General features: G+C 69.3%; 22 protein-coding genes. 17 read left to right on the forward strand and 5 right to left on the reverse strand.

Features of this window, described 5'->3' with window-relative positions; translation table 11 throughout:
- Window positions 1-256 precede the first annotated feature (256 nt).
- On the reverse strand, window positions 257-412 hold the full coding sequence (locus ACMGFI_RS07435; RefSeq protein ID WP_436908543.1) for a hypothetical protein: 156 nt from the start codon (window positions 410-412) through the stop codon (window positions 257-259).
- A gap of 251 nt (window positions 413-663) precedes the next feature.
- Between ACMGFI_RS07435 and ACMGFI_RS07440 the strand changes: the two genes are divergently transcribed.
- The 4 genes from ACMGFI_RS07440 to ACMGFI_RS07455 are packed head-to-tail and all read left to right on the forward strand — an operon-like array spanning window position 664 to window position 5,224.
- Window positions 664-2,214: a hypothetical protein gene (locus ACMGFI_RS07440; protein WP_436908545.1), complete on the forward strand. Its 1,551-nt coding sequence runs from the start codon at window positions 664-666 to the stop codon at window positions 2,212-2,214.
- A gap of 1 nt (window position 2,215) precedes the next feature.
- A complete protein-coding gene (locus ACMGFI_RS07445) occupies window positions 2,216-3,259 on the forward strand; it encodes an ATP synthase subunit B family protein (RefSeq protein WP_436908546.1) in 1,044 nt (347 codons plus the stop codon).
- Window positions 3,252-4,496 (forward strand): hypothetical protein, encoded by a 1,245-nt coding sequence (locus ACMGFI_RS07450; protein WP_436908547.1) that lies wholly within the window; start codon window positions 3,252-3,254, stop codon window positions 4,494-4,496. Before ACMGFI_RS07445 ends, ACMGFI_RS07450 begins: the two co-directional genes overlap by 8 nt.
- A gap of 2 nt (window positions 4,497-4,498) precedes the next feature.
- The gene (locus ACMGFI_RS07455; RefSeq protein ID WP_436908548.1) at window positions 4,499-5,224 is read left to right on the forward strand and encodes a hypothetical protein; all 726 of its coding nucleotides are present in this window, start codon (window positions 4,499-4,501) and stop codon (window positions 5,222-5,224) included.
- A 1-nt stretch (window position 5,225) separates the two neighbouring features.
- On the opposite strand, the gene ACMGFI_RS07460 is transcribed toward ACMGFI_RS07455, so the two are convergent.
- Window positions 5,226-5,507 (reverse strand): hypothetical protein, encoded by a 282-nt coding sequence (locus tag ACMGFI_RS07460; RefSeq protein WP_436908550.1) that lies wholly within the window; start codon window positions 5,505-5,507, stop codon window positions 5,226-5,228.
- Window positions 5,508-5,513: 6 nt separating this feature from the next.
- Complete coding sequence (locus ACMGFI_RS07465; protein ID WP_436908552.1) at window positions 5,514-7,505, reverse strand: hypothetical protein; 1,992 nt, start codon at window positions 7,503-7,505, stop codon at window positions 5,514-5,516.
- Window positions 7,506-7,969: 464 nt separating this feature from the next.
- Between ACMGFI_RS07465 and ACMGFI_RS07470 the strand changes: the two genes are divergently transcribed.
- From ACMGFI_RS07470 to hepT, 10 genes are all read left to right on the forward strand, one after another.
- Window positions 7,970-8,116 carry a hypothetical protein gene (locus tag ACMGFI_RS07470; protein WP_436908554.1) on the forward strand — a complete coding sequence of 49 codons (147 nt, stop codon included), beginning with the start codon at window positions 7,970-7,972 and terminating at the stop codon, window positions 8,114-8,116.
- Window positions 8,113-8,619 (forward strand): hypothetical protein, encoded by a 507-nt coding sequence (locus ACMGFI_RS07475; RefSeq protein ID WP_436908556.1) that lies wholly within the window; start codon window positions 8,113-8,115, stop codon window positions 8,617-8,619. The genes ACMGFI_RS07470 and ACMGFI_RS07475 overlap by 4 nt, the downstream gene beginning before the upstream one ends.
- Before the next feature lie 406 nt (window positions 8,620-9,025).
- Window positions 9,026-9,289: an ATP synthase subunit C-like protein gene (locus ACMGFI_RS07480; protein ID WP_436908853.1), complete on the forward strand. Its 264-nt coding sequence runs from the start codon at window positions 9,026-9,028 to the stop codon at window positions 9,287-9,289.
- Between the two features lie 25 nt (window positions 9,290-9,314).
- The gene (locus ACMGFI_RS07485; RefSeq protein ID WP_436908558.1) at window positions 9,315-9,896 is read left to right on the forward strand and encodes a V-type ATP synthase subunit E; all 582 of its coding nucleotides are present in this window, start codon (window positions 9,315-9,317) and stop codon (window positions 9,894-9,896) included.
- The gene (locus ACMGFI_RS07490) at window positions 9,893-10,951 is read left to right on the forward strand and encodes a V-type ATP synthase subunit C (protein ID WP_436908559.1); all 1,059 of its coding nucleotides are present in this window, start codon (window positions 9,893-9,895) and stop codon (window positions 10,949-10,951) included. The genes ACMGFI_RS07485 and ACMGFI_RS07490 overlap by 4 nt, the downstream gene beginning before the upstream one ends.
- A complete protein-coding gene (locus tag ACMGFI_RS07495; RefSeq protein WP_436908561.1) occupies window positions 10,948-11,271 on the forward strand; it encodes a V-type ATP synthase subunit F in 324 nt (107 codons plus the stop codon). Before ACMGFI_RS07490 ends, ACMGFI_RS07495 begins: the two co-directional genes overlap by 4 nt.
- Window position 11,272: 1 nt before the next feature.
- A complete protein-coding gene (locus tag ACMGFI_RS07500; protein WP_436908563.1) occupies window positions 11,273-13,051 on the forward strand; it encodes an ATP synthase subunit A in 1,779 nt (592 codons plus the stop codon).
- Between the two features lie 2 nt (window positions 13,052-13,053).
- The gene (locus tag ACMGFI_RS07505; protein WP_436908565.1) at window positions 13,054-14,466 is read left to right on the forward strand and encodes an ATP synthase subunit B; all 1,413 of its coding nucleotides are present in this window, start codon (window positions 13,054-13,056) and stop codon (window positions 14,464-14,466) included.
- 98 nt (window positions 14,467-14,564) lie between these two features.
- A complete protein-coding gene (mntA, locus tag ACMGFI_RS07510) occupies window positions 14,565-14,999 on the forward strand; it encodes a type VII toxin-antitoxin system MntA family adenylyltransferase antitoxin (RefSeq protein WP_436908568.1) in 435 nt (144 codons plus the stop codon).
- A complete protein-coding gene (gene hepT / locus ACMGFI_RS07515; protein ID WP_436908571.1) occupies window positions 15,000-15,422 on the forward strand; it encodes a type VII toxin-antitoxin system HepT family RNase toxin in 423 nt (140 codons plus the stop codon).
- Between the two features lie 149 nt (window positions 15,423-15,571).
- On the opposite strand, the gene ACMGFI_RS07520 is transcribed toward hepT, so the two are convergent.
- Entirely contained in the window at window positions 15,572-17,056 is a 1,485-nt protein-coding gene (locus ACMGFI_RS07520; RefSeq protein WP_436908572.1) for a 5'-nucleotidase C-terminal domain-containing protein, read from the reverse strand.
- 218 nt (window positions 17,057-17,274) lie between these two features.
- Between ACMGFI_RS07520 and ACMGFI_RS07525 the strand changes: the two genes are divergently transcribed.
- The 3 genes from ACMGFI_RS07525 (at window position 17,275) to ACMGFI_RS07535 (ending at window position 20,552) form a co-directional block, all read left to right on the forward strand.
- Window positions 17,275-19,266, forward strand: coding sequence for a bacterio-opsin activator domain-containing protein (locus ACMGFI_RS07525; RefSeq protein ID WP_436908575.1), 1,992 nt, complete (start codon window positions 17,275-17,277; stop codon window positions 19,264-19,266).
- Window positions 19,267-19,353: 87 nt separating this feature from the next.
- Window positions 19,354-20,052 carry a V-type ATP synthase subunit D gene (locus ACMGFI_RS07530; RefSeq protein ID WP_436908577.1) on the forward strand — a complete coding sequence of 233 codons (699 nt, stop codon included), beginning with the start codon at window positions 19,354-19,356 and terminating at the stop codon, window positions 20,050-20,052.
- 107 nt (window positions 20,053-20,159) lie between these two features.
- Window positions 20,160-20,552: a DUF6276 family protein gene (locus ACMGFI_RS07535; protein WP_436908578.1), complete on the forward strand. Its 393-nt coding sequence runs from the start codon at window positions 20,160-20,162 to the stop codon at window positions 20,550-20,552.
- Between the two features lie 379 nt (window positions 20,553-20,931).
- Here ACMGFI_RS07535 and prf1 read toward each other — a convergent pair whose 3' ends face one another.
- Window positions 20,932-22,176, reverse strand: a complete 1,245-nt coding sequence (gene prf1, locus ACMGFI_RS07540; protein WP_436908580.1) for a peptide chain release factor aRF-1 — start codon at window positions 22,174-22,176, stop codon at window positions 20,932-20,934.
- Between the last annotated feature and the right edge of the window lie 114 nt (window positions 22,177-22,290).

Below are 22,290 nucleotides of genomic sequence, written 5' to 3' on the forward strand. Positions count from 1 at the left end.
AGGTCTACCTCTGAACTGACGGTTCTCGGGCGACAACATAAATTTTGGGCCATCGAGAGGAAGGATATTGCCTCCATTGTGGAGATATATCTGTGAGATATGGTCGTATCGTTCACGGCGACCGGTGGAAGCAGAGGCACGCCGAACACGGGGAGTTCGGAGGTGTCAAAGAAAGCGCCTGGGGCGCTGTTCCGGTCGGTCGGGGCGGGGCGTGTCGGCGCCCGGTGACAGGCCCGGAGGTAAACGGTTCGGGGCCTCAGTCCTCACAGAACAGGAACACGAGGATCTGACTCTCCCACTGGGTGACCTCCACGTCTCGGACGGTGTAGTGTTCGTGGAAGCTATCGAGTTGCGACTGGATCTCCTCGACGTTGTTCGCCTCGTAGTCGAATTCGAGTACCTGCGTGTGCATACAGGCGACGACAGGTGCGGACGTGAAGGGTTTTGGGGCGAGCGCGGGCACCGCGACACCGGACGAGCCGGTCGGCCGCTCGCGTGCTTCTGCCCGACTCCGACCACCCCGGCGGGCGTAGCAGTTGGGATCCGGGGAGCACAAGCGGCCGGTGAGGTCGGGGTTCAGTCACGAGCGCGCCCGCGGTGCCGTTTTCATATAGTGAATACACGACCCAGTTCTTTTCAAGGATAAACAATATTTGGTTGCACATGGCGAAACGGGCACCGGGGTTCATCGCAGATGGGTCCCCAGTGGGCGAACAACGGGCACGAACGGAGCTTCTGGCCGGTGCGTTCAACGAAGCGGCCGGCGATTTCTTCGAGCGCGAGGTCGAGTACGAGGAGGCCATCGAAGCGGCGGCCGAGGACCGGGACGACGCCCGGCGCCAGGGAATCGCTGGCGCGGTCGTCGGCGTCCTGATCTGCGTCCTCGGGCTGGTGATGCAGAACACGGCGCTGCTGGTCGGCGGCGTCGTCGTCGCCGCCGCGGTCGGCTGGCTGAAATACAGGGAGTACCAGGACGCCGTCGGGCGCATCGAGTCCAACCGGGCGTCGCTCGAGCAGAACAGTCCCGACGGGACGGTCTCGTTCGTCTCACAGGTGGCGGTCCCGGCCTACCTCGTTCAGTACGGGGCCGAACACATGATCTTCGACGGGCTCAACGCCGCGCCGGAGACGCGGCTCGAACTCGCGCTCATCGACGGCGACGAGCTGATCTCGGCGCGCAACGACTTCGAGGAGGTGACCGCGGTCCTGGAGGACAACCTGTCGGGCGAACAGGTGCTCGACCCGGACGTCGCGCGGAAGATCTCGCCGGGGATCGAGGACCACAAGCGGCTCGAGAAGCCGATCACCGACCAGATCGACCGGATGACGGAGATCGCCCGGGACGTGCAGACCGAGTCCATCCCGGTCAACGTCCACGCCAACGACGACACGGCCCGGAGCATCCGGACGATGGGCCGGGAGGGGCTCTTCCGGTCGAACGGGACGGTCCCGCTCGTCGAGACGAGCCAGTCGATGGCCGAGAGCAGACAGGTCCTCGACGACATCAGGGGCGTCGAGGAGCAGGCGGTCAGCGGCGATATGCTCGACCAGGCCCGGGAGAACCGGGACGCCGTCGTCGAGGCCACCGACGACATCCTCGCGCGGCTCGAGTCCAACGTCGAGACGGTGACCGACCACTTCGACAGGCACGCGACGAGGGTCGACGACAGCACGAAGAAGTACGTCTGCGAGACGTGCCTCGCCGAGGAGATCGAATCGATCGACGGGGAGCTCGACCTCGCCGACGAGATACTCAGCGCGGAGAGCGGGAGCTTCGGCGTCGCGCTGAGCGACGGCGACCTCGACGACGTGCCGGTCGAGGGCGACGGCGAGTTCACCGACCAGGTGCGGGACGACATCGAGGCCGAGATCCCGGTGCTCCAGGAACACCTCCGCAGGGCGTACAACACGCTCCCGGACCTGGGCGTCGGCGGCGACTACTGTGCGACCCACGGGACGGTCGAGACGACCGCCGTTTCGCGGGACGGGCAGCTGTTCGGCGAGGTCTGGCGGAGCCTCTACTACCAGTTCCGCGACCCCATCATGGACAGCGTCGACGACCTCGAGCGCGAGGCCGAGGAGGCGCGTCAGAACAAGGAACAGAAGATGATCGACCTCGCGCAGTACGAGCAGATCAAAGACTCCGTCGAACGGGACTACCAGTCGGTCAAGGCGGACTACCAGGCCGCGAAGGCGATCGAGGAGACCCTCTAAGATGTCGAACAACAGTCAGAACGTGAAGGTCTCGGTCAGCGAATCGAAGATCGGACGCGCTGCGGGCGACGCGGTCGCCAAGGAACTGGACGGCCGGCTCCGGCGTATCGAGAACAACACGGACTCGATCCAGGAGGTGTCCAGCGAGGTCAGGACGCTCCAGCGGAAGGTCGAGCAGCTCGAGGAGCAGATGGCGACCATCGAGCGGACGAAAGCCAGGGCCGAGCGGGAGGCCACCGAGTCGATCCGCGACAAGCTCGAGAGCCAGTACGAGGAGAAACGCCGGAAGTTCGAGGAGAAAAAGCGCAGCATCCTCGAGGACTACCAGTCGAGTATCAAGCGGCTGAAAGACCGGTTCATCAACAGTATCCCGGGGCAGAGCGAGGGGTTCGACCAGGTGAACGAGGAGTTCGAGACGGCGACGGAGCGCCGGGACGCGGTCGTCGAGGAGGCCCGGCGCCTCGGCACGCACGGCGCCGGGGCGGTCCACGAGTACAGGCGCCGACGGCTGTCGGAGTCGCGGTCGGCGTTCACCGACGCTATCGACGATTTCCTGGCCGACCGCCGCGAGACCGCCGACACCATCGACTCCTTGCAGACGCAGATACCCGGCATCAACGGGGACGTACAGGTGAACGTCCCGTTCTGGGTCGTCGGGATCGAACGCAACGGGCAGGAGGAGATCCACGCGCTGCCGATCCAGACGTGGACCGACTCGAACCAGTCGACCACCGAACGGTCGCCGTACGCGGCCCGCCACCGTCCCCACGGCACCCACGACTTCAGCGAGTGGACCGACGCGGTCGAGCGATACGCCAGCCGGGACGAGGTCCGGGACGCGCTCGCCGACCGGGACGCCGTCTTCGAGGACCCGAGCTACCTCCGGAACCAGCCCGGCGTGCGAACGCGGTTCGTGGACGCGCTCGAGAACTACGAGTTCGGCGGGAGGCAGACCGCCGGGTCCGGCCGCGGGGGGGCGTCGCAGTCCGCCCGGGCGGGGGGCGAGCGGTCGGCGGAGACCGCGGAGGTGGTGACCGATGACTGACGAGATACTCGGGGCGATCACGTCGGACAAGGTCGAGACGGACAACACGAACTTCGCGACCCTGAAGGCGGACCAGACCTGCGAGGAGGCGCTGATCCCGCGCGACAACCCGGTCCGCCAGCGCAACTGGCAGGTCACCCTGGAGAAGGGGTCGGTGTACAACCCCCAGGAGGACATCGGCATCTACGCGCAGGAGGTCGACTGCAAGTACGGCGTCCAGGTCGACGGCACCGTCTTCGGGCGCGACACGGTCTCGGTCGAACACGGCGGGGCGGTCCACGGCGCCGCCGGCGACGGGGACGACGAGCCGCCGGTCATCGGCGCTCGGATCCTCGGGTCGGTCGTCGCCGAGGGGTCGATCGAGGTCGTCTCCCCCGACTCGAAACTCGACGACTGGGAGCCGCGGCCGGTGAGCGTCTACGGCGACGTCGTCGGCGGCCACGTCTCCTTCGAGGAGCCGACGGTCGTCTACGGGAACGTCACGGCCGAGCAGATGCTCTGGGTCGACGCCCCGACGGTCGTCTTCGGTGACGTCCGCTCCGAGGGGTCCATCGAGGCGACCGACCTCTTCGCGTTCTCCGTGACCGCCCGCGACGACGTCAACCTCGGCGAGCGCGTCGTCACCGTCAACCCCGTCGTCAGGTCCGCGGAGGGGTCGATCTCGATGGCCGACGACGTCGCGGTCTTCGATTCGGCGACGCTGGCCCGGACGCGGGACGCCCACGGGATCGACGAGGTCGCGCTCGGGCTCTGGGTGCTCGACGACGACGCCGTCTGGGAGGGAGGGCGGCTGGTCCCCGACGACGTCTTCGACCACGGCGACGGCGAGATCGCGACCAGGGCCTGGCGGACCGTCTCCGAACCGGACAGCGAGTACCGGTACATCGAGTCGCTGTTCACCCGTTCGGTCGACCAGTACCGCCGCGACCCGCCGGACATCGACCAGTTCCGCTACGGCGGCCTCGCGAGCATGGCCGACAGCGGTCCGGACGAGGGCGGCGTCACCGTCGAACACAGCGGCGAGGGCGACGTCGTGCTGGGCGACCAGGACAAGGAGATCGACAGCGAGGACCTGACGAAGATCGACAACAGCGTCACCGACGTCACCGAGCGCACGACCGTCCACGACGAGCGCACGACCATCGAGGACAGCGTCCTCAAGGACACCGAGGTCGCCGGCGCCGGGGCGGACGACCCGTCGGACGACGAGGCGACGGAGGCGAAGCGGGGGGACTGACCGTGGGCTACTGCGAGGAACACGACCGCGTGTACCGCGCCGCCGAGTGCCCGGACTGCGCCGACGACGCCGGCCCGACTCACGACCCCGCTACCGGACGAGCGGACGACCGCCGGGCGGACGCCGGCGAGGGGGACGAGTCGTCGAGCGCCGCGGACGCGGGGAACGCCGCCGACGCCGTCAGCGAGGCGCTCGACGACGCGCTCGGCGACGTGGAGATCGACGTGGACGACGCCGACGTCGTGGTGGGCGACCAGACGAAGACGACCGAGCGGACGAGCCGAACCCGCATCGACAACAGCACGCGGGACGTCGACCGGGAGACGACGACCCGCGACGAGCGGACGACCGTCGAGGACAGCGTCCTCAACCGTTCGGAGGTCGAGGGCGCCAGCGTCGAGGACAGCGAACTCAACCGCTCGGAGGTCGAAGACGCGAGCGTCGAGGGCAGCACGCTCAACCGCTCGACCGTCGGCGGGGACGCCGAACGAAACGTCCGGCCCGGCTCGGATCCCGACGGGGAGCCGGCGAGCGACGAGCGCGCGGCGACCGGGAGGGAGTCGCCCGGCGAACGGCGGTCCCGGAGCGAGCGCGGTTCGACGGGCGAGGCCGGTACGGAACGGGAAGCGTCCCGGTCGGGCGACGAGACCCAGTTCTGTATCCACTGTGGCGCCGAACTCCCGGCCGGCCTGGACCACTGCACGAACTGCGGGGACGCCCTGCAGTGACTCACCACTCCCGGTCGTAAGTCGACCCGCGGTCGTCGTCCTCGCCGTGGCGGGTCAGGTGGAACACGGCGCCCCACACGAACGACAGACCGACGACCACCACGAGCGATCCGGTCTGCCGGTGGGAGAGGTGGACGCCGACCGCGGCGAGCGCGTCGCCGACCGCCGCGCCGACCGCCGCCAGCGGCGGGGTGTACGCCCAGATGTACTTCGAGAGGACGGTCCCGACGACCGTGCTCACGAACGCGGCCAGCGCGTGTGACCCTCCGGTTTTCGCCGGCATCGGTATTCAGGTCCCACACTCCAGGGACAGGCCGAGTTCGTCCAGGTACAGTTGCTCGCCCGCGCCCGCCGCCTCCAGTTCGTTGAACGCGCGCTTGACGACCGGCTCGTCGTAGCCGTGTCGCTCGGCCACCTCGGTGAGCAGGACCGACTCGTGGGCGACGTCCTCGACGTACTCCCGGCGCACGGTGGCGACGCAGTCGTCGACGCGCTCGGCGTCGACCGGCGGCGCGAACAGGTCGGCGTTCTCCCGGGCGACGGGGTCGGACTCGTCGTAGACGAGCGAGCCGTCCTGCAGGTCGACCAGGCAGACGCTCACGTACTTGCTGTAGCGCGACCGGGCGACGTCGGCGGTTTCGACCTGCTCGCGCACCCGCTCGCTCCACCCCGTCGGGGAGGCGACCGCGAGCAGATACCCGTGTTCGCCTCTCTCGGCCTCGTAGACGGCCTCGTTGACCACCGAGAGCAGGTCGTCGAGCGTGGCCGGACTCGCGTCGAACCCGTTGGTCGCGTGCGCTCGCAGGTCCGCCAGGACACGCGCCGCGACCACCGTCTCGGTCGCGGTCGCCAGTCCCAGGTACCGCTCGTCCGTGATCTCGTAGCGAGCGACCGCGTTCGTCGGGTAGCGCTTCGGGTCCTCCCCCTCGTCGAGCCACGAACTGAGCCGCGACCGCTCGCTCCGGCGCTCGCTTCGCCCCTCCCAGTAACCGTCCGGTATCTCGACGGTCCCGTCCCGCGTTCGTATCGAGTCCGCCTCGGCCATCGAGATGTCGAACCGCCCCAGGTAATCCATCTCGAGCATCCTGGCCATCGCGGCGGTGACGGCGTGGTCCCCGTCGACCCCTCCGCCGTCGTCCCCGACGGACCGCTCGATCTCGTCGACGCGGGACTCCAGGTCCGCCTGCCTGTCCTCGAGCGCTTCGCGGGCGGTCTCCACCCGTTCACACTCGCGCTCGAGCCTGGCGACCTGCTCGCTGACCGCCGCGCGCTGGTCGCGGAGCTCGTCCAGTTCGTTCTCCACCAGAGCGACCGCCTCCGGACGCGCCTGCTCGGTCGCCTGGTCGCGCGCGCGCTCCTCGACGGCTTCGAGGTCGGCGATCCGCTCCTCGATCCGCTCCCCGAGCTCGCTCGTCCGCTCGATCCGGTCGCGTAGCTCCGCCGGGACCGCCGTCCCGTCCGCACCCCCCGACGCCACCGTCTCGAGTCGCGCGCGGACCGCCTCCGGGTCCGCCTGCCCGCTCGCGAGTTCGCCCTCCAGCTCCCTGAGCTCCGACTCGGCCTCGCGGTAGCGGCCCCGGACCCGGCTGTCGAGCGTCTCGGAGAACCCCTCGACCTCGGATCTCAGCTCGTCCGCGACGCGCTCGCGCTCGTCTTCCGCCTCGGCGACGGCCGTCACCGCCTCCTCGATGGCCGCGACCATGTGTTCGAGGCCGTGGGTCTCGACGTAGACGAAGAAGCCGTGCCGGATCTTCTCGCGGCGTTCCTCGTAGCGGGCGACGAGCCGCTCGACGAGGTCCTGCTGAACGTCCTGGTTCTCGATGAGGGCGTCCATGTCCGCGATCTGCGTGGACGTGTACTCGTCGACGAGTTCGTACACCTCCCCCTCCATGCGGCGGATCCGCTCCTCGATCTGCGACTCGGTGAGCGCGTCGAACTGCTTGTAGCGGTCGAAGTCGACGACCGCCTGCAGTTCGGCCTCGACGAAGTCGTCGGCCATCGCGGGGGGGACGGTCGCGCCGTCGTCGGCGTAGAAACTCGCCGCGATCAGCAGGCGCGCGAGCCGGAAGTTCCCGCGAACGCGCGCCGTCTCCTCGTCGGTCAGGAACTCCGGGCAGTCCTCGCTGAACTCCCAGACGAACGACTCCTCGCTCCGCTTGATGCCGTCGTAGCGTTCGATCCGCGTCGGTTCGGACAGGCGCTGCAGCGCCGCCAGGTCCTCCGCGAGCACGGTGTCGGTCTCGCGTGTCAACTCCTCGAATCGCGTTGCACAGTCACTCATTGTATCACCCGGTCTCCCGCCGTGCGAGCGCCGAGTCGCCGAACAGACTCCGCCCGCTCGCGCTCCGCGTCGCTGTCGTCGGAGGCGACGAACAGGCGCCTGTCGTCACGTGGCCGCTGTTCCGTGTCATGGTGGGGCGTGTCGGGGCCATCGCACCGGTCCCGTCGCGTCCGGGCCACTCGCCCGGCCTCGTCCCCGTCGAGCGCCTCGATTGACAAAAGCTTTTCCACAATGGAGACTTCCGCGATAGGTCGGAACAACCAATCATGACGCGGCCCGGCCGGGCGCTCCGCTCGGGACGGAACCGCGCCCCGGTCGAACCGCCACGTCCGACCGGTGTGTCCACGGTCCGGGACGGAATCGGGCGCGCGTCGGCGGGAAGCCGACCGCTGCTGACGGCTGCCCGATCCGCACCTTTTTGTGGCGGGTGCGCGGATCCCCACGTCATCGACGGACTGGAGACCATGATCGTCACTGCGTACCGGATCGCGCCGGCCCAGCAGACGGTGACGCGGGGGATCGACTTCGAACTCGCGGTCGTCGTCTGGGCGCTCGTCGTCGGCGTCGGACTGCTCTCCGGATACCTCCTCGGACAATGGTACGGCGAGTGACCCTCGCGTTCGGCGGACCCGCGACGGCCGCCCGCGTGGCGTCGGAACGGGTGTCGCTCGAGGCGATGCCCCCGACCGCCGTGCTCCAGCAGGCGGTAACGCGGGTCGGTCCCGACGCGAGCACGGTCCTGTTCAACGGCGTCGTGTTCGCTCTCGTGAGCCTCGCCCTGGGGTTCCTCGTCGGCGTCTACCGCGGGCGTGCCGCGGGGGACGCCGCCGACCGGGGGAACCCCGGGACGCCCGGAGCCGCTCCGGGACCCGACGAGCCGGGCCGAACGACGGAGCGCGACCCCGACCGGTCGGGTGAGGGGTCGTCGGACGCCACCGGGGACGACTCGGCGCGACAGCCCCTGAACCAGTTCGCGAGTCCGCGGGCGGACCCCGACGAGGGAAGCGCGGACGGACCGGTCGGAGAGCGGGCGGACGGGGAGGGACGCGGGGAAGACGCGACGGCCGGCCGGGACGGTGCGACGCCGGACGGGGAGCGACGGGAGCCCCGATAGGTCCCGGCTGGGGCGGTCAGATCACCCCACGCACGTTTCGAGCACGAGTATCCCGGGCAGGTACGCGACCGACGACAGAACCCGGACGAGAGTGAACTGGACCCGCTCCGGGACGGTTCGCACCTGTCGCTCCGGTACCGACCGTGGGATACAGAACCGACATCACGTGAACGGCTCGGCGGCAGATGTCGAGAAGACGGGGATACGAACGCGGTTCGTCAGCTCGGAGGCGACGGCCCCGGGGCGTCGCGGAACCCCGCGCGGCGTCGTGGGGTAACGCGTCGTCGGACCGCCCTCTCCACAGTTCAGCTATTCGAGACAACTGGCGGATTTGGGAAGCTTTATGCCCACGATAGAGCAATTCGACCGTGTACGGAAACGAACCGTCGCGATACACTCTGTAACAATGAACGCAATCATTCCGCAGCTGGCCGAAGTCGCACTGCAAGTCGAGAACACCTCACTCACACCGAAGGCGGCCGCCGCCATCGCCGTCGGCCTCGGCGCGCTCGCGACCGGTTACGCCCAGCGTGGTATCGGGTCCGCGGCCGTCGGGGCCGTCGCCGAGGACGACGACATGTTCGTTCAGGCGCTGATCTTCACGGCGCTGCCGGAGACCCTGATCATCATCGCGTTCGTCACGATCTTCATCGTGCCGTCGGCCTACTGAACGCCCCCCGACTTTACTACTACACATGAGCCTCGATACAGTCGTAGAGGACATTCGAGACGAGGCCCGCGCGCGTGCGGAGGAGATTCGCGCCGACGCCGAGGCACAGCGAGACGAACTCATCTCGGAGGCCGAGGCCGACGCCGAGGCCATCCGCGAGGAGCGCGCCCAGGAGGTCGAGGCCACGCTCGAGCAGGAACGCGAGCAGAAGCTCTCGAGCGCGAAGCTCGAGGCCAAGCAGGAGCGCCTGAGCGCTCGCCGCGACGTGCTCCAGGAGGTCCGGTCGGCCGTCGAGGACGAGCTGGCCGGTCTGGAGGGCGAGCGCCGCGAGGAGCTGACGCGGACTCTGCTGGACGCCGCCAGCGAGGAGTTCGACGACGACAGCGACGTGCGCGTCTACGGTCGCGCCGACGACGAGGAGCTGCTGACCGACTTGGCCGACGAGTACGGCTACGAGTTCGCCGGCGAGCGGGAGTGTCTCGGCGGCGTCGTCGTCGAGAGCGAGCGCTCGCGCGTCCGGGTGAACAACACCTTCGACTCGGTGCTGGAGGACGTCTGGGAGGACGAACTCCGGGAGATCAGCACGCGCCTGTTCGAAGACCAATGAGCGCGCCCGACTACGAGACCAGCAACTACGAGTACGTTAACGCCCGGGTCCGGTCCCGGCGAGCGTCGCTGTTCGACGACGACGACTACCGGAAGCTGGTCCGCATGGGGCCCGGCGAGATCGCCCGCTTCATGGAGGAGTCGGAGTACGAGACCGAGATGAACCGGCTGGGCGCGCGCCACTCCGGCGTCGACCTCATCGAGTACGCGCTGAACCAGAACCTCGCCAAGCACTTCGAGGACCTGCTGCGCTGGTCGGAGGGGCGGCTCTACGACTACGTCGTCCGCTATCTCCGGAAGTTCGACGCCTGGAACGTCAAGACGGTGCTGCGCGGCGTCTACTCCGAGGCCGACGCGGCCGACGTAGAGGACGACCTCATCAGGGCCGGCGAGTTCTCCGAGGACCTGCTCGGGCAGTTGCTCGAGGCCGAGTCCGTCGAGGACGTCGTCGCGGCCCTGGAGGGGACCATCTTCGGCGACGCCCTCGAGGCGGCGATGGAGGACTACGAGGAGACGGGGCTGCTCGTGCCGCTGGAGAACGCGGTCGACCGGACGTTCTACGAGACGCTCATCGAGGGACTCCCCGAGAACCCCAACCGGCCGACGGAGCTGTACATCGAGTTCCTGCGGGCGGAGATCGACTTCCGGAACGTCCGGAACGTGCTTCGGCTCGCGCGGACGAACACGGACATGGACCCGGCGGAGTACTTCATCGACGGCGGGCGGCTGTTCGACGCCGAGGAGCTGCGCCAGCTGGTCGACGACGAGGCGGCGCTGGTCGAGCGTATTCGGGAGAGCACCTACGGCGACGACCTGGACGAGGCGCTGCGCGTGCTCGACGAGGCAGACAGCCTCATCGAGTTCGAGCACGCCCTCGACGCGGCGCTGCTGGCGTACGCCGACACGCTTTCCAACCGCTATCCCCTATCCGTGTGTCCGGTGCTGTCGTACGTGCTCGCCAAGGAACGGGAGACCAACAACATCCGCGCGGTCGCGCGCGGCCGCGAAGCGGGTCTCTCGCCGGAGCAGATCCGGGACGAGCTGGTGGTACAATGAGCCAGGAGATCGCCGTCGTCGGCAGTCCCGACTTCACGACCGGCTTCCGACTCGCCGGCGTGCGGGAGTTCGCGGACGTGCCCGACGACGAGAAGGAGGAACAGCTCGACGACGCGGTCCGGGAGATGCTCGAGGACGACAACGTCGGCATCCTCGTGATGCACGACGAGGACCTCGACCATCTCTCCCGGGGCGTCCGTTCGGACGTCGAAACGAGCGTGGAGCCGGTGCTGGTCACCCTCGGTGGCGACGCCGGCTCCAGCGGACTGCGCGAGCAGATCAAACGCGCCATCGGCATCGACCTGATGGAGGAAGACTAACATGAGCCAAGCAACAGACACGACCGTTCGCGAGGACGGCGTCATCGAGAGCGTCTCTGGGCCGGTCGTCACGGCCAGGGACCTCGACGCGAAGATGAACGACGTCGTCTACGTCGGCGAAGAGGGACTGATGGGCGAGGTCATCGAGATCGAGGGCGACCTGACGACGATCCAGGTCTACGAGGAGACCTCCGCGGTCGCCCCGGGCGAACCCGTCGAGGGGACCGGGGCGCCGCTGTCGGTCGACCTCGGCCCGGGGATGCTGGACTCCATCTACGACGGCGTCCAGCGCCCGCTCGACGTGCTCGAAGACAAGATGGGGTCGGCCTTTCTCGACCGCGGGGTCGACGCCCCCGGCATCGACCTGGAGAAGACCTGGGAGTTCACCCCAGAGGTCTCCGAGGGCGACGAGGTCGGTCGCGGCGACATCGTCGGGAGCGTCCCCGAGACGGCCAGCATCGACCACAAGGTGATGGTCCCGCCGGGCGCCCTCGACGAGGGCGAGACCGCCGAGGTCGTCTCGATCGAGTCGGGCAACTTCACCGTCGAGGACGCCGTCGCCGAACTCGACGACGGCACCGAGATCCAGATGCGCCAGGAGTGGCCGGTCCGCGAGCCGCGCCCGACCGAGGACAAGCAGACCCCGACCGAGCCGCTCACGTCGGGCCAGCGCATCCTCGACGGCCTGTTCCCGCTCGCGAAGGGCGGGACGGCCGCGATCCCGGGTCCGTTCGGGTCCGGCAAGACCGTCACCCAGCAGAGCCTCGCCAAGTTCGCCGACGCCGACATCGTCGTCTACATCGGTTGCGGCGAGCGGGGCAACGAGATGACGGAGGTCATCGACGACTTCCCGGAGCTGCCCGACCCCCAGACCGGCAACGCGCTGATGGCCCGGACCTGCCTCATCGCCAACACCTCGAACATGCCCGTCGCCGCCCGGGAGTCCTGCGTCTACACCGGGATCACCATCGCGGAGCACTACCGCGACATGGGCTACGACGTGGCGCTGATGGCCGACTCCACCTCGCGGTGGGCCGAGGCCATGCGGGAGATCTCCTCGCGGCTGGAGGAGATGCCCGGCGAGGAGGGCTACCCCGCCTACCTGGCCGCCCGGCTCTCGGAGTTCTACGAGCGGGCCGGCTACTTCGACAACATCAACGGCACCGAGGGCTCCATCTCCGCCATCGGCGCGGTCTCGCCGCCCGGCGGTGACTTCTCCGAACCCGTGACCCAGAACACGCTGCGCATCGTCAAGACGTTCTGGGCGCTGGACTCCGACCTCGCGGAACGGCGGCACTTCCCGGCGATCAACTGGAACGAGTCCTATTCGCTGTACCGCGACCAGCTCGACGAGTGGTTCGAGAACAACGTCGCCGAGGACTGGCCCGAGCAGCGCCAGTGGGCCATCGACGTCCTCGACGAGGACGACGAACTGCAGGAGGTCGTCCAGCTCGTCGGCAAGGACGCCCTGCCGGAGGACCAGCAGCTGACGCTGGAGGTCGCCCGCTACATCAAGGAGGCGTGGCTCCAGCAGAACGCCCTGCACGACGTCGACCGCTACTGCCCGCCGGAGAAGACCTACCGGATCCTCGGCGCGATCCGGACGTTCAACGACGAGGCGTTCGACGCGCTCGACGCGGGCGTCCCGATCGACGAGATCACGGACATCGACGCCGTCCCGCGGCTCAACCGCATCGGCACGACGCCCGACGACGAGGTCGACGAGTTCGTCGACGACCTCGAGGACGACATGACCGAACAACTGCGTTCCCTGTACTAACGATGAAAGAATACCAGACAATCACGGAGATCAGCGGTCCGCTGGTCCACGTCGAGACCGACGAACCGATCGGCTACGACGAGATCGTCGAGATCGAGACCAGCGACGGCGAGACGCGCCGCGGTCAGGTGCTCGACTCCTCGTCGGACCACGTCGCCATCCAGGTGTTCGAGGGCACCGAGGGCATCGACACCGACTCGTCGGTCCGGTTCCTCGGCGAGACGATGAAGATGCCCGTCACCGAGGACCTGCTCGGCCGCGTCCTCGACGGCTCCGGGAACCCGATCGACGGCGGCCCCGACATCGTCCCCGACGAGCGACGGGACATCGTCGGCGCCGCGATCAACCCCTACTCCCGGGAGTACCCCGAGGACTTCATCCAGACCGGCGTCTCGGCCATCGACGGCATGAACACCCTCGTCCGCGGTCAGAAGCTCCCCATCTTCTCGGGGTCGGGCCTGCCGCACAACGATCTGGCCCTGCAGATCGCCCGCCAGGCCTCCGTCCCGGAGGAAGAGGGCGACGACGACGACGAGGACACCGAGTTCGCGGTGATCTTCGGCGCGATGGGGATCACCGCCGAGGAGGCCAACGAGTTCATGGACGACTTCGAACGCACCGGCGCCCTGGAGCGGTCGGTCGTCTTCATGAACCTCGCGGACGACCCCGCCGTCGAGCGGACGGTCACGCCGCGGCTGGCCCTGACCACCGCCGAGTACCTCGCCTTCGACAAGGGGTACCACGTGCTGGTCATCCTCACGGACATGACCAACTACTGCGAGGCGCTGCGCGAGATCGGCGCGGCGCGCGAGGAGGTCCCGGGCCGCCGTGGCTACCCGGGGTACATGTACACCGACCTCGCCCAGCTGTACGAACGCGCGGGCCGCATCAAGGGCGAGGAGGGGTCGATCACGCAGATCCCCATCCTGACGATGCCGTCCGACGACATCACCCACCCGATCCCGGACCTGACGGGGTACATCACGGAGGGACAGATCCTCGTCGACCGCGACCTCAACAGCCAGGGCATCCAGCCGCCGATCGACCCGCTGCCGTCGCTGTCGCGGCTGATGGACGACGGCATCGGCGAGGGGCTGACCCGCGGCGACCACGGCGGCGTCTCCGACCAGCTCTACGCCGCCTACGCCGAGGGTGAGGACCTGCGCGACCTCGTGAACATCGTCGGTCGCGAGGCGCTCTCGGAGCGCGACAACAAGTACCTCGACTTCGCCGAGGCCTTCGAGGAGGAGTTCATCGAGCAGGGCTACGACACCGACCGCGACATCGAGCAGACGCTCGACATCGGCTGGGACCTGCTCTCGATGCTCCCCGAGGAGGAGCTCAACCGCATCGACGAGGAGAACATCGAGGAGTACTACCGCGAGGACGTCGAGGCCGAAGTCGCCGCCGACTGACGACGCGTCTCTCTCTTTCGTCGTTCGAGTCTCGGGCAGGGTGCTCGCCGTGTAGCCGTGGACAAGACGTATTACCGGCGGCGACAGTACAGTTCGATATGGCGAGCGCGGACGTTCCCGATACGGACGCCGTCGACTTCGAGGGGATCCGCGACTACCTGGAAACGACGGCCGTCGAGTTCGCGGTCGTGTTCGGCTCCCACGTCCGCGGGACGGCGGAGGTGGATTCGGACCTGGACATCCTGCTTCGCTTCCCCGAGGACTTCGACGACGGGGAGCGGTTCCGGGCGCGAAACCGGATCGACGCCGCGCTCCAGCAGTACGCCAGCGGGTTCGTCGACGTCAGCGACGCCGAGTCGCTCCCGACGCGCGTCCTGTACGCCGCGCTCGGTGACGGGGCCGTACTCGTCGGCGACGACGCGTCGGTCGAACGGTACCGCGAACGGGTCGAACGGGAGTACGAGGAGACGGCGGACGAACGCGAACGCGAGCGGCGGGCGGTCATCGACCGACTCGCCGGCGGGGAGACGTGAATGGTCGACGGAGACGTGGTCGCGGACAAACTCCGCCACATCGAATCGTACACCGACGATCTGAAAGAGATGCGCGAACTACCGAAGGGAGACTACGTCGACGACACCGTGACCCAGCGCGCGGTCGAACGGACGTTCGAGATGCTGGTGCAGGCCTGCATCGATCTCGCACAGCACATCAGGAGATCCGAGGATCTGGAACCGAGCGGCACCGCCAAACAGGAGATCCAGGCCCTCGGTGACGCCGACGTGATCTCGACCGAGACACGGCGGAAGATGGAGGAAGCCGTCGGATTCCGCAACGTCATCGCACACCAGTACGGCGACATCGACCACGAGGTCGTGTACGAAACCCTGCACGAGGACCTGCTGTGGTTCGAACGGTTCCAGCGGGAAGTCGCGACCTGGTTTCGGGGCCGGTGACGGAGTCGTCGGACCTCGGCTGGGTGCCCCTCCTCGACGCTCCCCAGCGAGGAGTTCGACCGCACCGACGAGGAGGACACCGAGGAGTACTACCGCGAGGACGTCGAGGCGGAAGCCACTGCCGACTATCGGCGACCGTCCGGCGTCGCTCAGGCGGGGACGCGCCGGATCCGCCCGTCCAGTCCCACGTCCAGCCCGCCGTCGCGGGCGTGGTCGACCAGCGCCCGCCACTGCGGGGCGTGTTCGGCGACGACGGCTGCTCGGTCGATCGGTCCGAAATCGTCGATCCCAGCCACGTACTCGGAGGTCGCGACGCGGTAGGTCCGGTCGGGGTCGACCGGCTCGTCCCCGACGGTCGCCTCGGCGACCTCGTTGTCGTCGGTCCAGACGACGCGCGCGCCCCCGACGTGGAACTGGACCCACCCGCGGTCGCCGGGGTGGGGGTGCGCGGCGTCGGCCAGCACCCGGGCGAACTCGTCGCCGTCGAGTTCGACCTCGAGGACGCGGCCGTCGAACGGGCAGCAGGCCGCGAGGTCGCCGACGGTCACGTCGCCCGACAGCGGCGGCCCGGTCCGGAGCGCCCCGGCGGGGAACAGCCCGACCTCGGCGTCGGCGGCCGCGCGGAACGCGTCGGCGGCGAAGTTCCCGGCGCGGCTCTCGCCGCCGAAGCGCTCGCGCTCGGTGCGGGCGACGGGGTCGTCCACGCGCGCGACGACCTCGTCGAGGCCGAGCGCCGCCCGTCGCTCCCGGTAGGTCTCGGCGAGATCGTCGTCGGTCGGCGAGCCGTCCGCGTCGGGGTCGATCTCGTGGAACTCGACGGACGGCTCGCCGCCGAGGCGGACCTCCGACAGTTCGGCGCCGCCCCCGGCGGTCCGGACGACGAGCGTGCCGCCGACCCGTTCGACGTGGCGCTCGTGGAGGTGGCCGCCGAGGACGGCGTCGGCGTCGACGCTCGCGGCGATCTCGCGGTCGCCGGCGCCGCAGTGGGAGACGACGACCCGGTAGTCGACCGGCGGCAGGTCCGCGAACGCGTCAGAGGCGGCCGCGACGGGGTCGGTGAACCGGAGATCCTCGACGGCACCGCCGAGGTCGGCGGTGTTCGGGTGGGCGACGCCGGCGAGGCCGACGCGGACACTCGCCCGGTCGCCCGTTTCGCGGCTGGTCCCGTCGGCCGCGCCCGCGCGCAATTCGCGGTCGGTCCCGCCGGTCGCGCCCGCGCGTGATCCGCGGTCGGTCCCGCCCGCGCACTCGACGACCGTCGCGTCGGGGACCCGGTCGGCGCCGGGGCCGTCGAGGTTCGCACAGAGGTACGTCGCCGGCACCGACTCGGCCCACTCGAAGGCCCACTCGCGTCCGTAGTCGAAGTCGTGGTTCCCGAAGGTATCGGCCGCCGGCGAGACGGCCTCGAAGAGGGGACGGGCCTGCGCTCGCCCCGAGTCGGTCAGGAGCGCGAGGACCCCCAGAGCGGTGTCGTCGCCGGCGCCGACGACGAGGGCGTCGTCGCCGCGGAGTCGCTCCAGCCGCCCGGCGAGAGCGCCGATCCGGGCGGGGTCGTCGTAGGCGGCTTCGAGGTCGGCGTAGTGACAGAGGCGGACGGCCGGTGGGCCGCCCGCCGCGTCCGTGTCGTCTGGCATGGATCTGATAGGGGCGCCGTCCCGGGCGGGACGGCGCGGTGACGGCCGACCGTGCGAGCGGGGCATGGAAAAGGTTTGTCGACGGGCTGGCGCGCGCCGTGGGCGGGGTCGCCGGCGGTGTCTCGCGTCCTTCGGCCTACCGCCGTCGCCCGGTCAGACCCCGTTCGGGGATTCGCGCGAGGACAACGCTCTTGGCGGGTCGACCGGTATGTCGGTGCATGACTCGCTCCACTGCGGGGGCGGGGCCGCGGGTGCTGTACGTCGACTCCGACGACGAGCGCGCGGCGCCGGTCGCCGACACGCTCCGCGAGGCGGGGTACGTCCTCGAACGGGCGCGGGGCGCGGCGGCGGCGCTGGACGCGGTCGCCACCGACCCCCCGGCCGCCGTCGTCAGCGAACGGCGGTTGCCCGACGGCTCGGGGCTGGACCTGCTGAAGGACGTCCGCGAGCGGACCGACGACCTGCCCTTCCTGATCTTCACCGCGGTCGGCGACGAACACCTGGCCAGCGAGGCCATCGCGGCCGGCGTGACCGACTACGTGCCCAGGGACCCGCGCGAGAAGCAACTGGGCGCGCTGGTCGACGCCATCGATGCGGCGATCGCGGCGGGCGACCGCCGGTTCGCCGAGGTCACGGAGGAACTGAAAGACCGGGCGATGGACGAGGCGCCGGTGGGGATCACCATCGCCGACGGGCGGCGACGGGACACGCCGCTCATCTACATCAACGAGGCCTTCGAGGAGCTGACCGGGTACGACGAGGCCGACGTGCTGGGTCGCAACTGCAACTTCATGCAGGGCGGCGACTCCGACGAGGCGAAGATCGCCGAGATGGCGACGGCCATCGACGCCGGCGAGCCCGTCTCGGTCGAGCTCGTCAACTACACCGACGACGGCGAGCGGTTCTGGAACCGGGTCCACATCGCGCCGGTCCACGCCGACGACGGCGAACTGACCCACTACGTCGGCTTCCAGGAGGACGTGACTGACCGCGTCGAGGCCGAGCGGGAGGCCCAGCGCCAGGCCGAGAAGGCCAGGGCCGAACGCGAGAAAGTCGAGGCGCTGCTCGACCGGCTCGACGGGCTGGTGACCGACGTGACGAGCGAGCTGCTGAGCGCCGAGACCCGGTCGGCGGTCGAGCGGGCGGTGGCCGACCGGCTGGTCGAGACCGACGAGTACGCGCTGGCGTGGGTCGGCGAGGCCGAGCCCGCGACGGACACCATCCGTCCGGCGACGTGGGCGGGCGTCGCGGACCCGCCGTCGCTGGAGATTCCGGTCGACGGCGCGGACCCGGCGGCGCGGGCCGTCCGGACCGGCGACGCGCAGTTCGTCGACGCCGACGCCGTGCCGGCCGTCTACGACGGGGTGGTCGAGGGCGGCGCCGGCGGGCTGGCCGCCCTGCCGCTACAGTACGGCGACGTGGGCTACGGCGTGCTCGTGGTGGCGCTGCGGCCCGAGGCCGACCTGCCCGAGCCCGAACAGCGGGTGCTCGCGGCGGTCGCCCAGTCGACCGCGATGGCGCTGCACGCGCTGACCTCCCAGCGGCTGCTCGGCTCCGACGACGTGACGGAGCTGGCCTTCTCGCTGACCGGCGATGACCCCTTTTTCGTCGGCCTCTCCGGGGAACTCGGCGCGGAGTTCGTCCACACGGGGACGGTCACGCGCGACGCCGGGCCGACGACCTTCTTCTTCGAGACGGACGCCGACCCCGAGGCGGTCGCCGAGGCCGCGGCCCGTCGGGAGGCGGTGACCGACTGCACCTCGGTGACGGCGGGCGACGGGCGCGCGGTCGTGGAGTTCTCGGTCGGCGAGTCGCCGCTGGTCGACCTCCTGCTCGACCGGGGCGGCCGGATCGCGGCGATGTCGGCGAGCGGCGGCACCGGCGAGCTGACCGTCGAGATCCCCCCGGAGGCACAGCCGCGGGCGGTCGTCGAGGCCGTCGAGGACCGCGTCGACGGCGCCGACCTCTCGGCCTACCGCGAACACGAGCGGCCGGCCGACAGCCGCCAGGACGTGCGCGCCCGCATCGACGACCGGCTGACCGACCGCCAGTCGACGGCGCTGCGGACGGCTATCGTCGGCGGCTTCTTCGAGTGGCCCCGCGAGACCAACGGCGAGGATCTCGCCACCGCCATGGACATCGGTCGCTCTACCTTCCACCAGCACCTCCGGGCCGCCCAGCGGAAGGTCTTCGAGGAACTGTACGGGTGAGGAGAGTCCGTGCCAGCGGGGTCGGCGGGCGCGCCCGTCGGCGAGACTGAAAACGGTTAACTGCCTACGCCGACAACCCGGGATCAAATGGCCGAGGACGTCAAACCCACTCGCAAGGAGCTCATGCAGATCGAGGAGCGCATCGAGCTCTCCGAGCGCGGGCACGACACGCTGGAGCAGAAGCGCGACGGCCTCATCATGGAGTTCATGGATATCCTCGACGAGGCCCAGGACGTTCGCGCCGACCTCGACGAGAAGTACGAGGAGGCCCAGAACGCCATCAACATGGCCCGCGCGCTGGACGGCGACGTGGCCGTCCGCGGCGCGGCCGCCGCGCTCAAGGAACACCCCGAGATCACCACCGAGTCCAAGAGCGTCATGGGCGTCTACATCCCCCAGATCGACGCCACGAAGGTCGAAAAGAGCCTCGACGAACGCGGCTACGGCGTCCTCGGGACCAGCGCCCGCATCGACGAGGCCGCCGAGGCCTACGAGGAACTGCTCGACCAGATCATCCTCGCCGCCGAGGTCGAGACGGCCATGAAGAAGATGCTCGACGAGATCGAGACGACCAAGCGCCGCGTCAACGCCCTGGAGTTCAAGCTCCTGCCCGAACTGCGCTCCAACCAGGAGTACATCGAGCAGAAACTCGAGGAGCAGGAGCGCGAGGAGATCTTCCGCATGAAGAAGATCAAGGACAAGAAGGAGGCCGAGGAGGCCGCCGAGCGGGAAGCGGAAGAGGAAGACGAAGACGAAGAGGAACAGACCGTCCCGGCCGACGACTGAGACTCCCGGTTTCCGTTTTCACGTCCGCTCGTCCCGCAGCATCGGTTCGTCCCGTCGGCTCCGGCGTCCCCGGCACCGTTTAGTCCGTCCCGCGCGCACGCACGACCATGACCTGCCCCGACTGCGGCGCGCCGACGCTGGCCTTCCCGGTCCCCGAGCAGTACCGCGACGCGCTCCCGGGCGAGCACGCGGGCGCCGAGGTCTGCACTCGCTGTCTCACTCTCCGGCCGGTCGCGGACCCGCCGGACGATGTCCCCGACTTCACCGCTATCAGCGACGCCGTCCCGTCGAGCGGCGAGGCGGCCGTCCCGTTCGTGCTCATGGTCGGCCTGCTCCCGTCGCTGGCGACCAACCGCGCCGAGGTCTCGGAGCTGCTGGCGAGCGTGGAACGGGCGGGGACCGACCCGCTGCTCGCGCTCGACCGGCTCGCCGACGACCCGACCGTCGACGCCGCGGCCGACCTGCGGGGCCGCCGCCGCCAGCTCGAACAGCTGCTGTGACCGCCCCGTCCGCCGGTTCCGACCCTGGTACCCCATGCTCTCCGGCCGTGCTCGATACCACCCTACTCTGTTAGGTACACCACATTTACATCAGCGGGTAGTAGGCATTCACGCGGCATCGATGCCAGGTGCCGCCGCGACGACACTTAGGACCCGTCGTCGTCTCCCCCCAATCCCCCCTTACCACCAGCACCCATTTCGCGTCGCCGGTGGTGGCCCGGCGGAGGCACTCTCCCCCCCGCCTCCCGGGTACGCCGGCGACACTCTCTGCCTTTGACGCCCCGTTACTCGCGAGTCCCTCGACCGTCGGCGGTGACGGCGTCGGGACTGTTCGGTCGGTTCGACCGGTAGAATCGGACGGCACCGGCGGCGTCGGTCGTCAGACGCCGGTGGAGTACCGCAGGATGCCGGCGATGCCGCCGAACGCCGAGAGCAGTTGCTCGCCCTTCTCGAAGTCCGTCGAGACGAAGTACGTCTCGGTGCCCCGCTGCTCGGCCAGCTCCATGAGGTGGTCGATGGCGTCCTCGCGGTCGCCCTCCATCTCCTCGCCGCAGCGGTCGCAGGCCCGGTCGTCGTCCAGCCCCTCCGACTGTCCGAGCAGTTCCCGCTCGGTGTGGCCGCTGGGGCAGTCGTAGACGGCCACGTCCTGGCGGAGGTCCTCGCTGAGCAGGAGCGTCTCGACGGCGCCCATGTTGAGGTTCTCGCGGGTGGGGCCGAACCCGTAGGTCGCCAGGTCGCCGTCGTGGAGCTCGTCGAAGAACTGCTCCATGTACTTCTTGTCCTGGAGCATCTCGTGCTCGTCGAGCACGTCCTGGGCGGCGTCGACCAGATCGTGGAGCCCGGACTCGTCGGTGTAGGCCACGTCGAACTTCCCGAGAACCATGTCACCGAGTTCGTGGTGGAGGTAGTCGCCGTCGAGGAACTCGTCTTTGGTCGGCGAGGGACCGCCGACGAGGATGCCGTCCATCTCGTGGCGCTCGTCGACGAAGAGGTCGTTGGCCATCCCCGCGACCTCCTGGTAGAAGTTGTCGATCGCCTCCAGACGCAGGCGGGCGAACCGCTGGGCGGACTGGCCACCTTTGCGCTGCTTGCCCGGCACCAGCGAGGAAGCTGACTTGACTGGCTCGACGCGCTTGCCGCGCAGCCAGCCGACGTTGGCCTCGCGCCGGTCGAGGACGATCAGGCCGAACAGGCCCTTGTCGGCGAGCATCTCCTCCAGCGGCTCGGTGAGGAAATCCGAGTCGCAGTGATACCTGAAGGACTCGATGGGCTGGGGCGGACTTTCGAGGGTGCGGGTGACCATCTCCGAGCGGCCGCCGCCGGTGTCGATCGACCCGGAGAAGACGACCATTCCGTTCTCCGGCGGGTAGGTGTCGTAGTAGCGCAGGCGGTCCTTGATGGAGGTCAGCGCGTCCTGGACGGCCGTGCGGGTGTCCTTGGACTTGATGTTGGAGGCCTCGCTGTGCTCCTGGGTGACGTGCTGGACGACGCTGCTGACCTGACGGTCCTCCGGGATGTAGATGGAGACCAGCTGCGTCCCCGAGCCGCTGTAGCCCTTGAGCTCCTCGATGACCTTGCGGAACTCGTATTTCTGTTTGTCCGACTGTTCCTGTTGCTCACTCATTGTCCAATGGTGGGGCGCTCGGGGCTAAGTAAGTGTTGACCTCCCCGGACGAGCGTGTTCGGGACGAGATCACGCGGGCGCGCCACCGCCGACACGCCGGCCCCGGCCGGTCGC

Origin of the sequence: Halosimplex marinum, assembly GCF_051414075.1 — an archaeon.
Lineage (GTDB): Archaea > Halobacteriota > Halobacteria > Halobacteriales > Haloarculaceae > Halosimplex > Halosimplex marinum.

What these genes read in the sequence shown, in the direction of transcription:
- ACMGFI_RS07435 (WP_436908543.1), bottom strand. Translation starts at nt 412, where the DNA reads ATGCACACGCAGGTACTCGAATTCGACTACGAGGCGAACAACGTCGAG.
- ACMGFI_RS07440 (WP_436908545.1), top strand. Translation starts at nt 664, where the DNA reads ATGGCGAAACGGGCACCGGGGTTCATCGCAGATGGGTCCCCAGTGGGC.
- ACMGFI_RS07445 (WP_436908546.1), top strand. Translation starts at nt 2,216, where the DNA reads ATGTCGAACAACAGTCAGAACGTGAAGGTCTCGGTCAGCGAATCGAAG.
- ACMGFI_RS07450 (WP_436908547.1), top strand. Translation starts at nt 3,252, where the DNA reads ATGACTGACGAGATACTCGGGGCGATCACGTCGGACAAGGTCGAGACG.
- ACMGFI_RS07460 (WP_436908550.1), bottom strand. Translation starts at nt 5,507, where the DNA reads ATGCCGGCGAAAACCGGAGGGTCACACGCGCTGGCCGCGTTCGTGAGC.
- ACMGFI_RS07465 (WP_436908552.1), bottom strand. Translation starts at nt 7,505, where the DNA reads ATGAGTGACTGTGCAACGCGATTCGAGGAGTTGACACGCGAGACCGAC.
- ACMGFI_RS07470 (WP_436908554.1), top strand. Translation starts at nt 7,970, where the DNA reads ATGATCGTCACTGCGTACCGGATCGCGCCGGCCCAGCAGACGGTGACG.
- ACMGFI_RS07480 (WP_436908853.1), top strand. Translation starts at nt 9,026, where the DNA reads ATGAACGCAATCATTCCGCAGCTGGCCGAAGTCGCACTGCAAGTCGAG.
- ACMGFI_RS07485 (WP_436908558.1), top strand. Translation starts at nt 9,315, where the DNA reads ATGAGCCTCGATACAGTCGTAGAGGACATTCGAGACGAGGCCCGCGCG.
- ACMGFI_RS07490 (WP_436908559.1), top strand. Translation starts at nt 9,893, where the DNA reads ATGAGCGCGCCCGACTACGAGACCAGCAACTACGAGTACGTTAACGCC.
- ACMGFI_RS07495 (WP_436908561.1), top strand. Translation starts at nt 10,948, where the DNA reads ATGAGCCAGGAGATCGCCGTCGTCGGCAGTCCCGACTTCACGACCGGC.
- ACMGFI_RS07500 (WP_436908563.1), top strand. Translation starts at nt 11,273, where the DNA reads ATGAGCCAAGCAACAGACACGACCGTTCGCGAGGACGGCGTCATCGAG.
- ACMGFI_RS07505 (WP_436908565.1), top strand. Translation starts at nt 13,054, where the DNA reads ATGAAAGAATACCAGACAATCACGGAGATCAGCGGTCCGCTGGTCCAC.
- mntA (WP_436908568.1), top strand. Translation starts at nt 14,565, where the DNA reads ATGGCGAGCGCGGACGTTCCCGATACGGACGCCGTCGACTTCGAGGGG.
- hepT (WP_436908571.1), top strand. Translation starts at nt 15,000, where the DNA reads ATGGTCGACGGAGACGTGGTCGCGGACAAACTCCGCCACATCGAATCG.
- ACMGFI_RS07520 (WP_436908572.1), bottom strand. Translation starts at nt 17,056, where the DNA reads ATGCCAGACGACACGGACGCGGCGGGCGGCCCACCGGCCGTCCGCCTC.
- ACMGFI_RS07525 (WP_436908575.1), top strand. Translation starts at nt 17,275, where the DNA reads ATGACTCGCTCCACTGCGGGGGCGGGGCCGCGGGTGCTGTACGTCGAC.
- ACMGFI_RS07530 (WP_436908577.1), top strand. Translation starts at nt 19,354, where the DNA reads ATGGCCGAGGACGTCAAACCCACTCGCAAGGAGCTCATGCAGATCGAG.
- ACMGFI_RS07535 (WP_436908578.1), top strand. Translation starts at nt 20,160, where the DNA reads ATGACCTGCCCCGACTGCGGCGCGCCGACGCTGGCCTTCCCGGTCCCC.
- prf1 (WP_436908580.1), bottom strand. Translation starts at nt 22,176, where the DNA reads ATGAGTGAGCAACAGGAACAGTCGGACAAACAGAAATACGAGTTCCGC.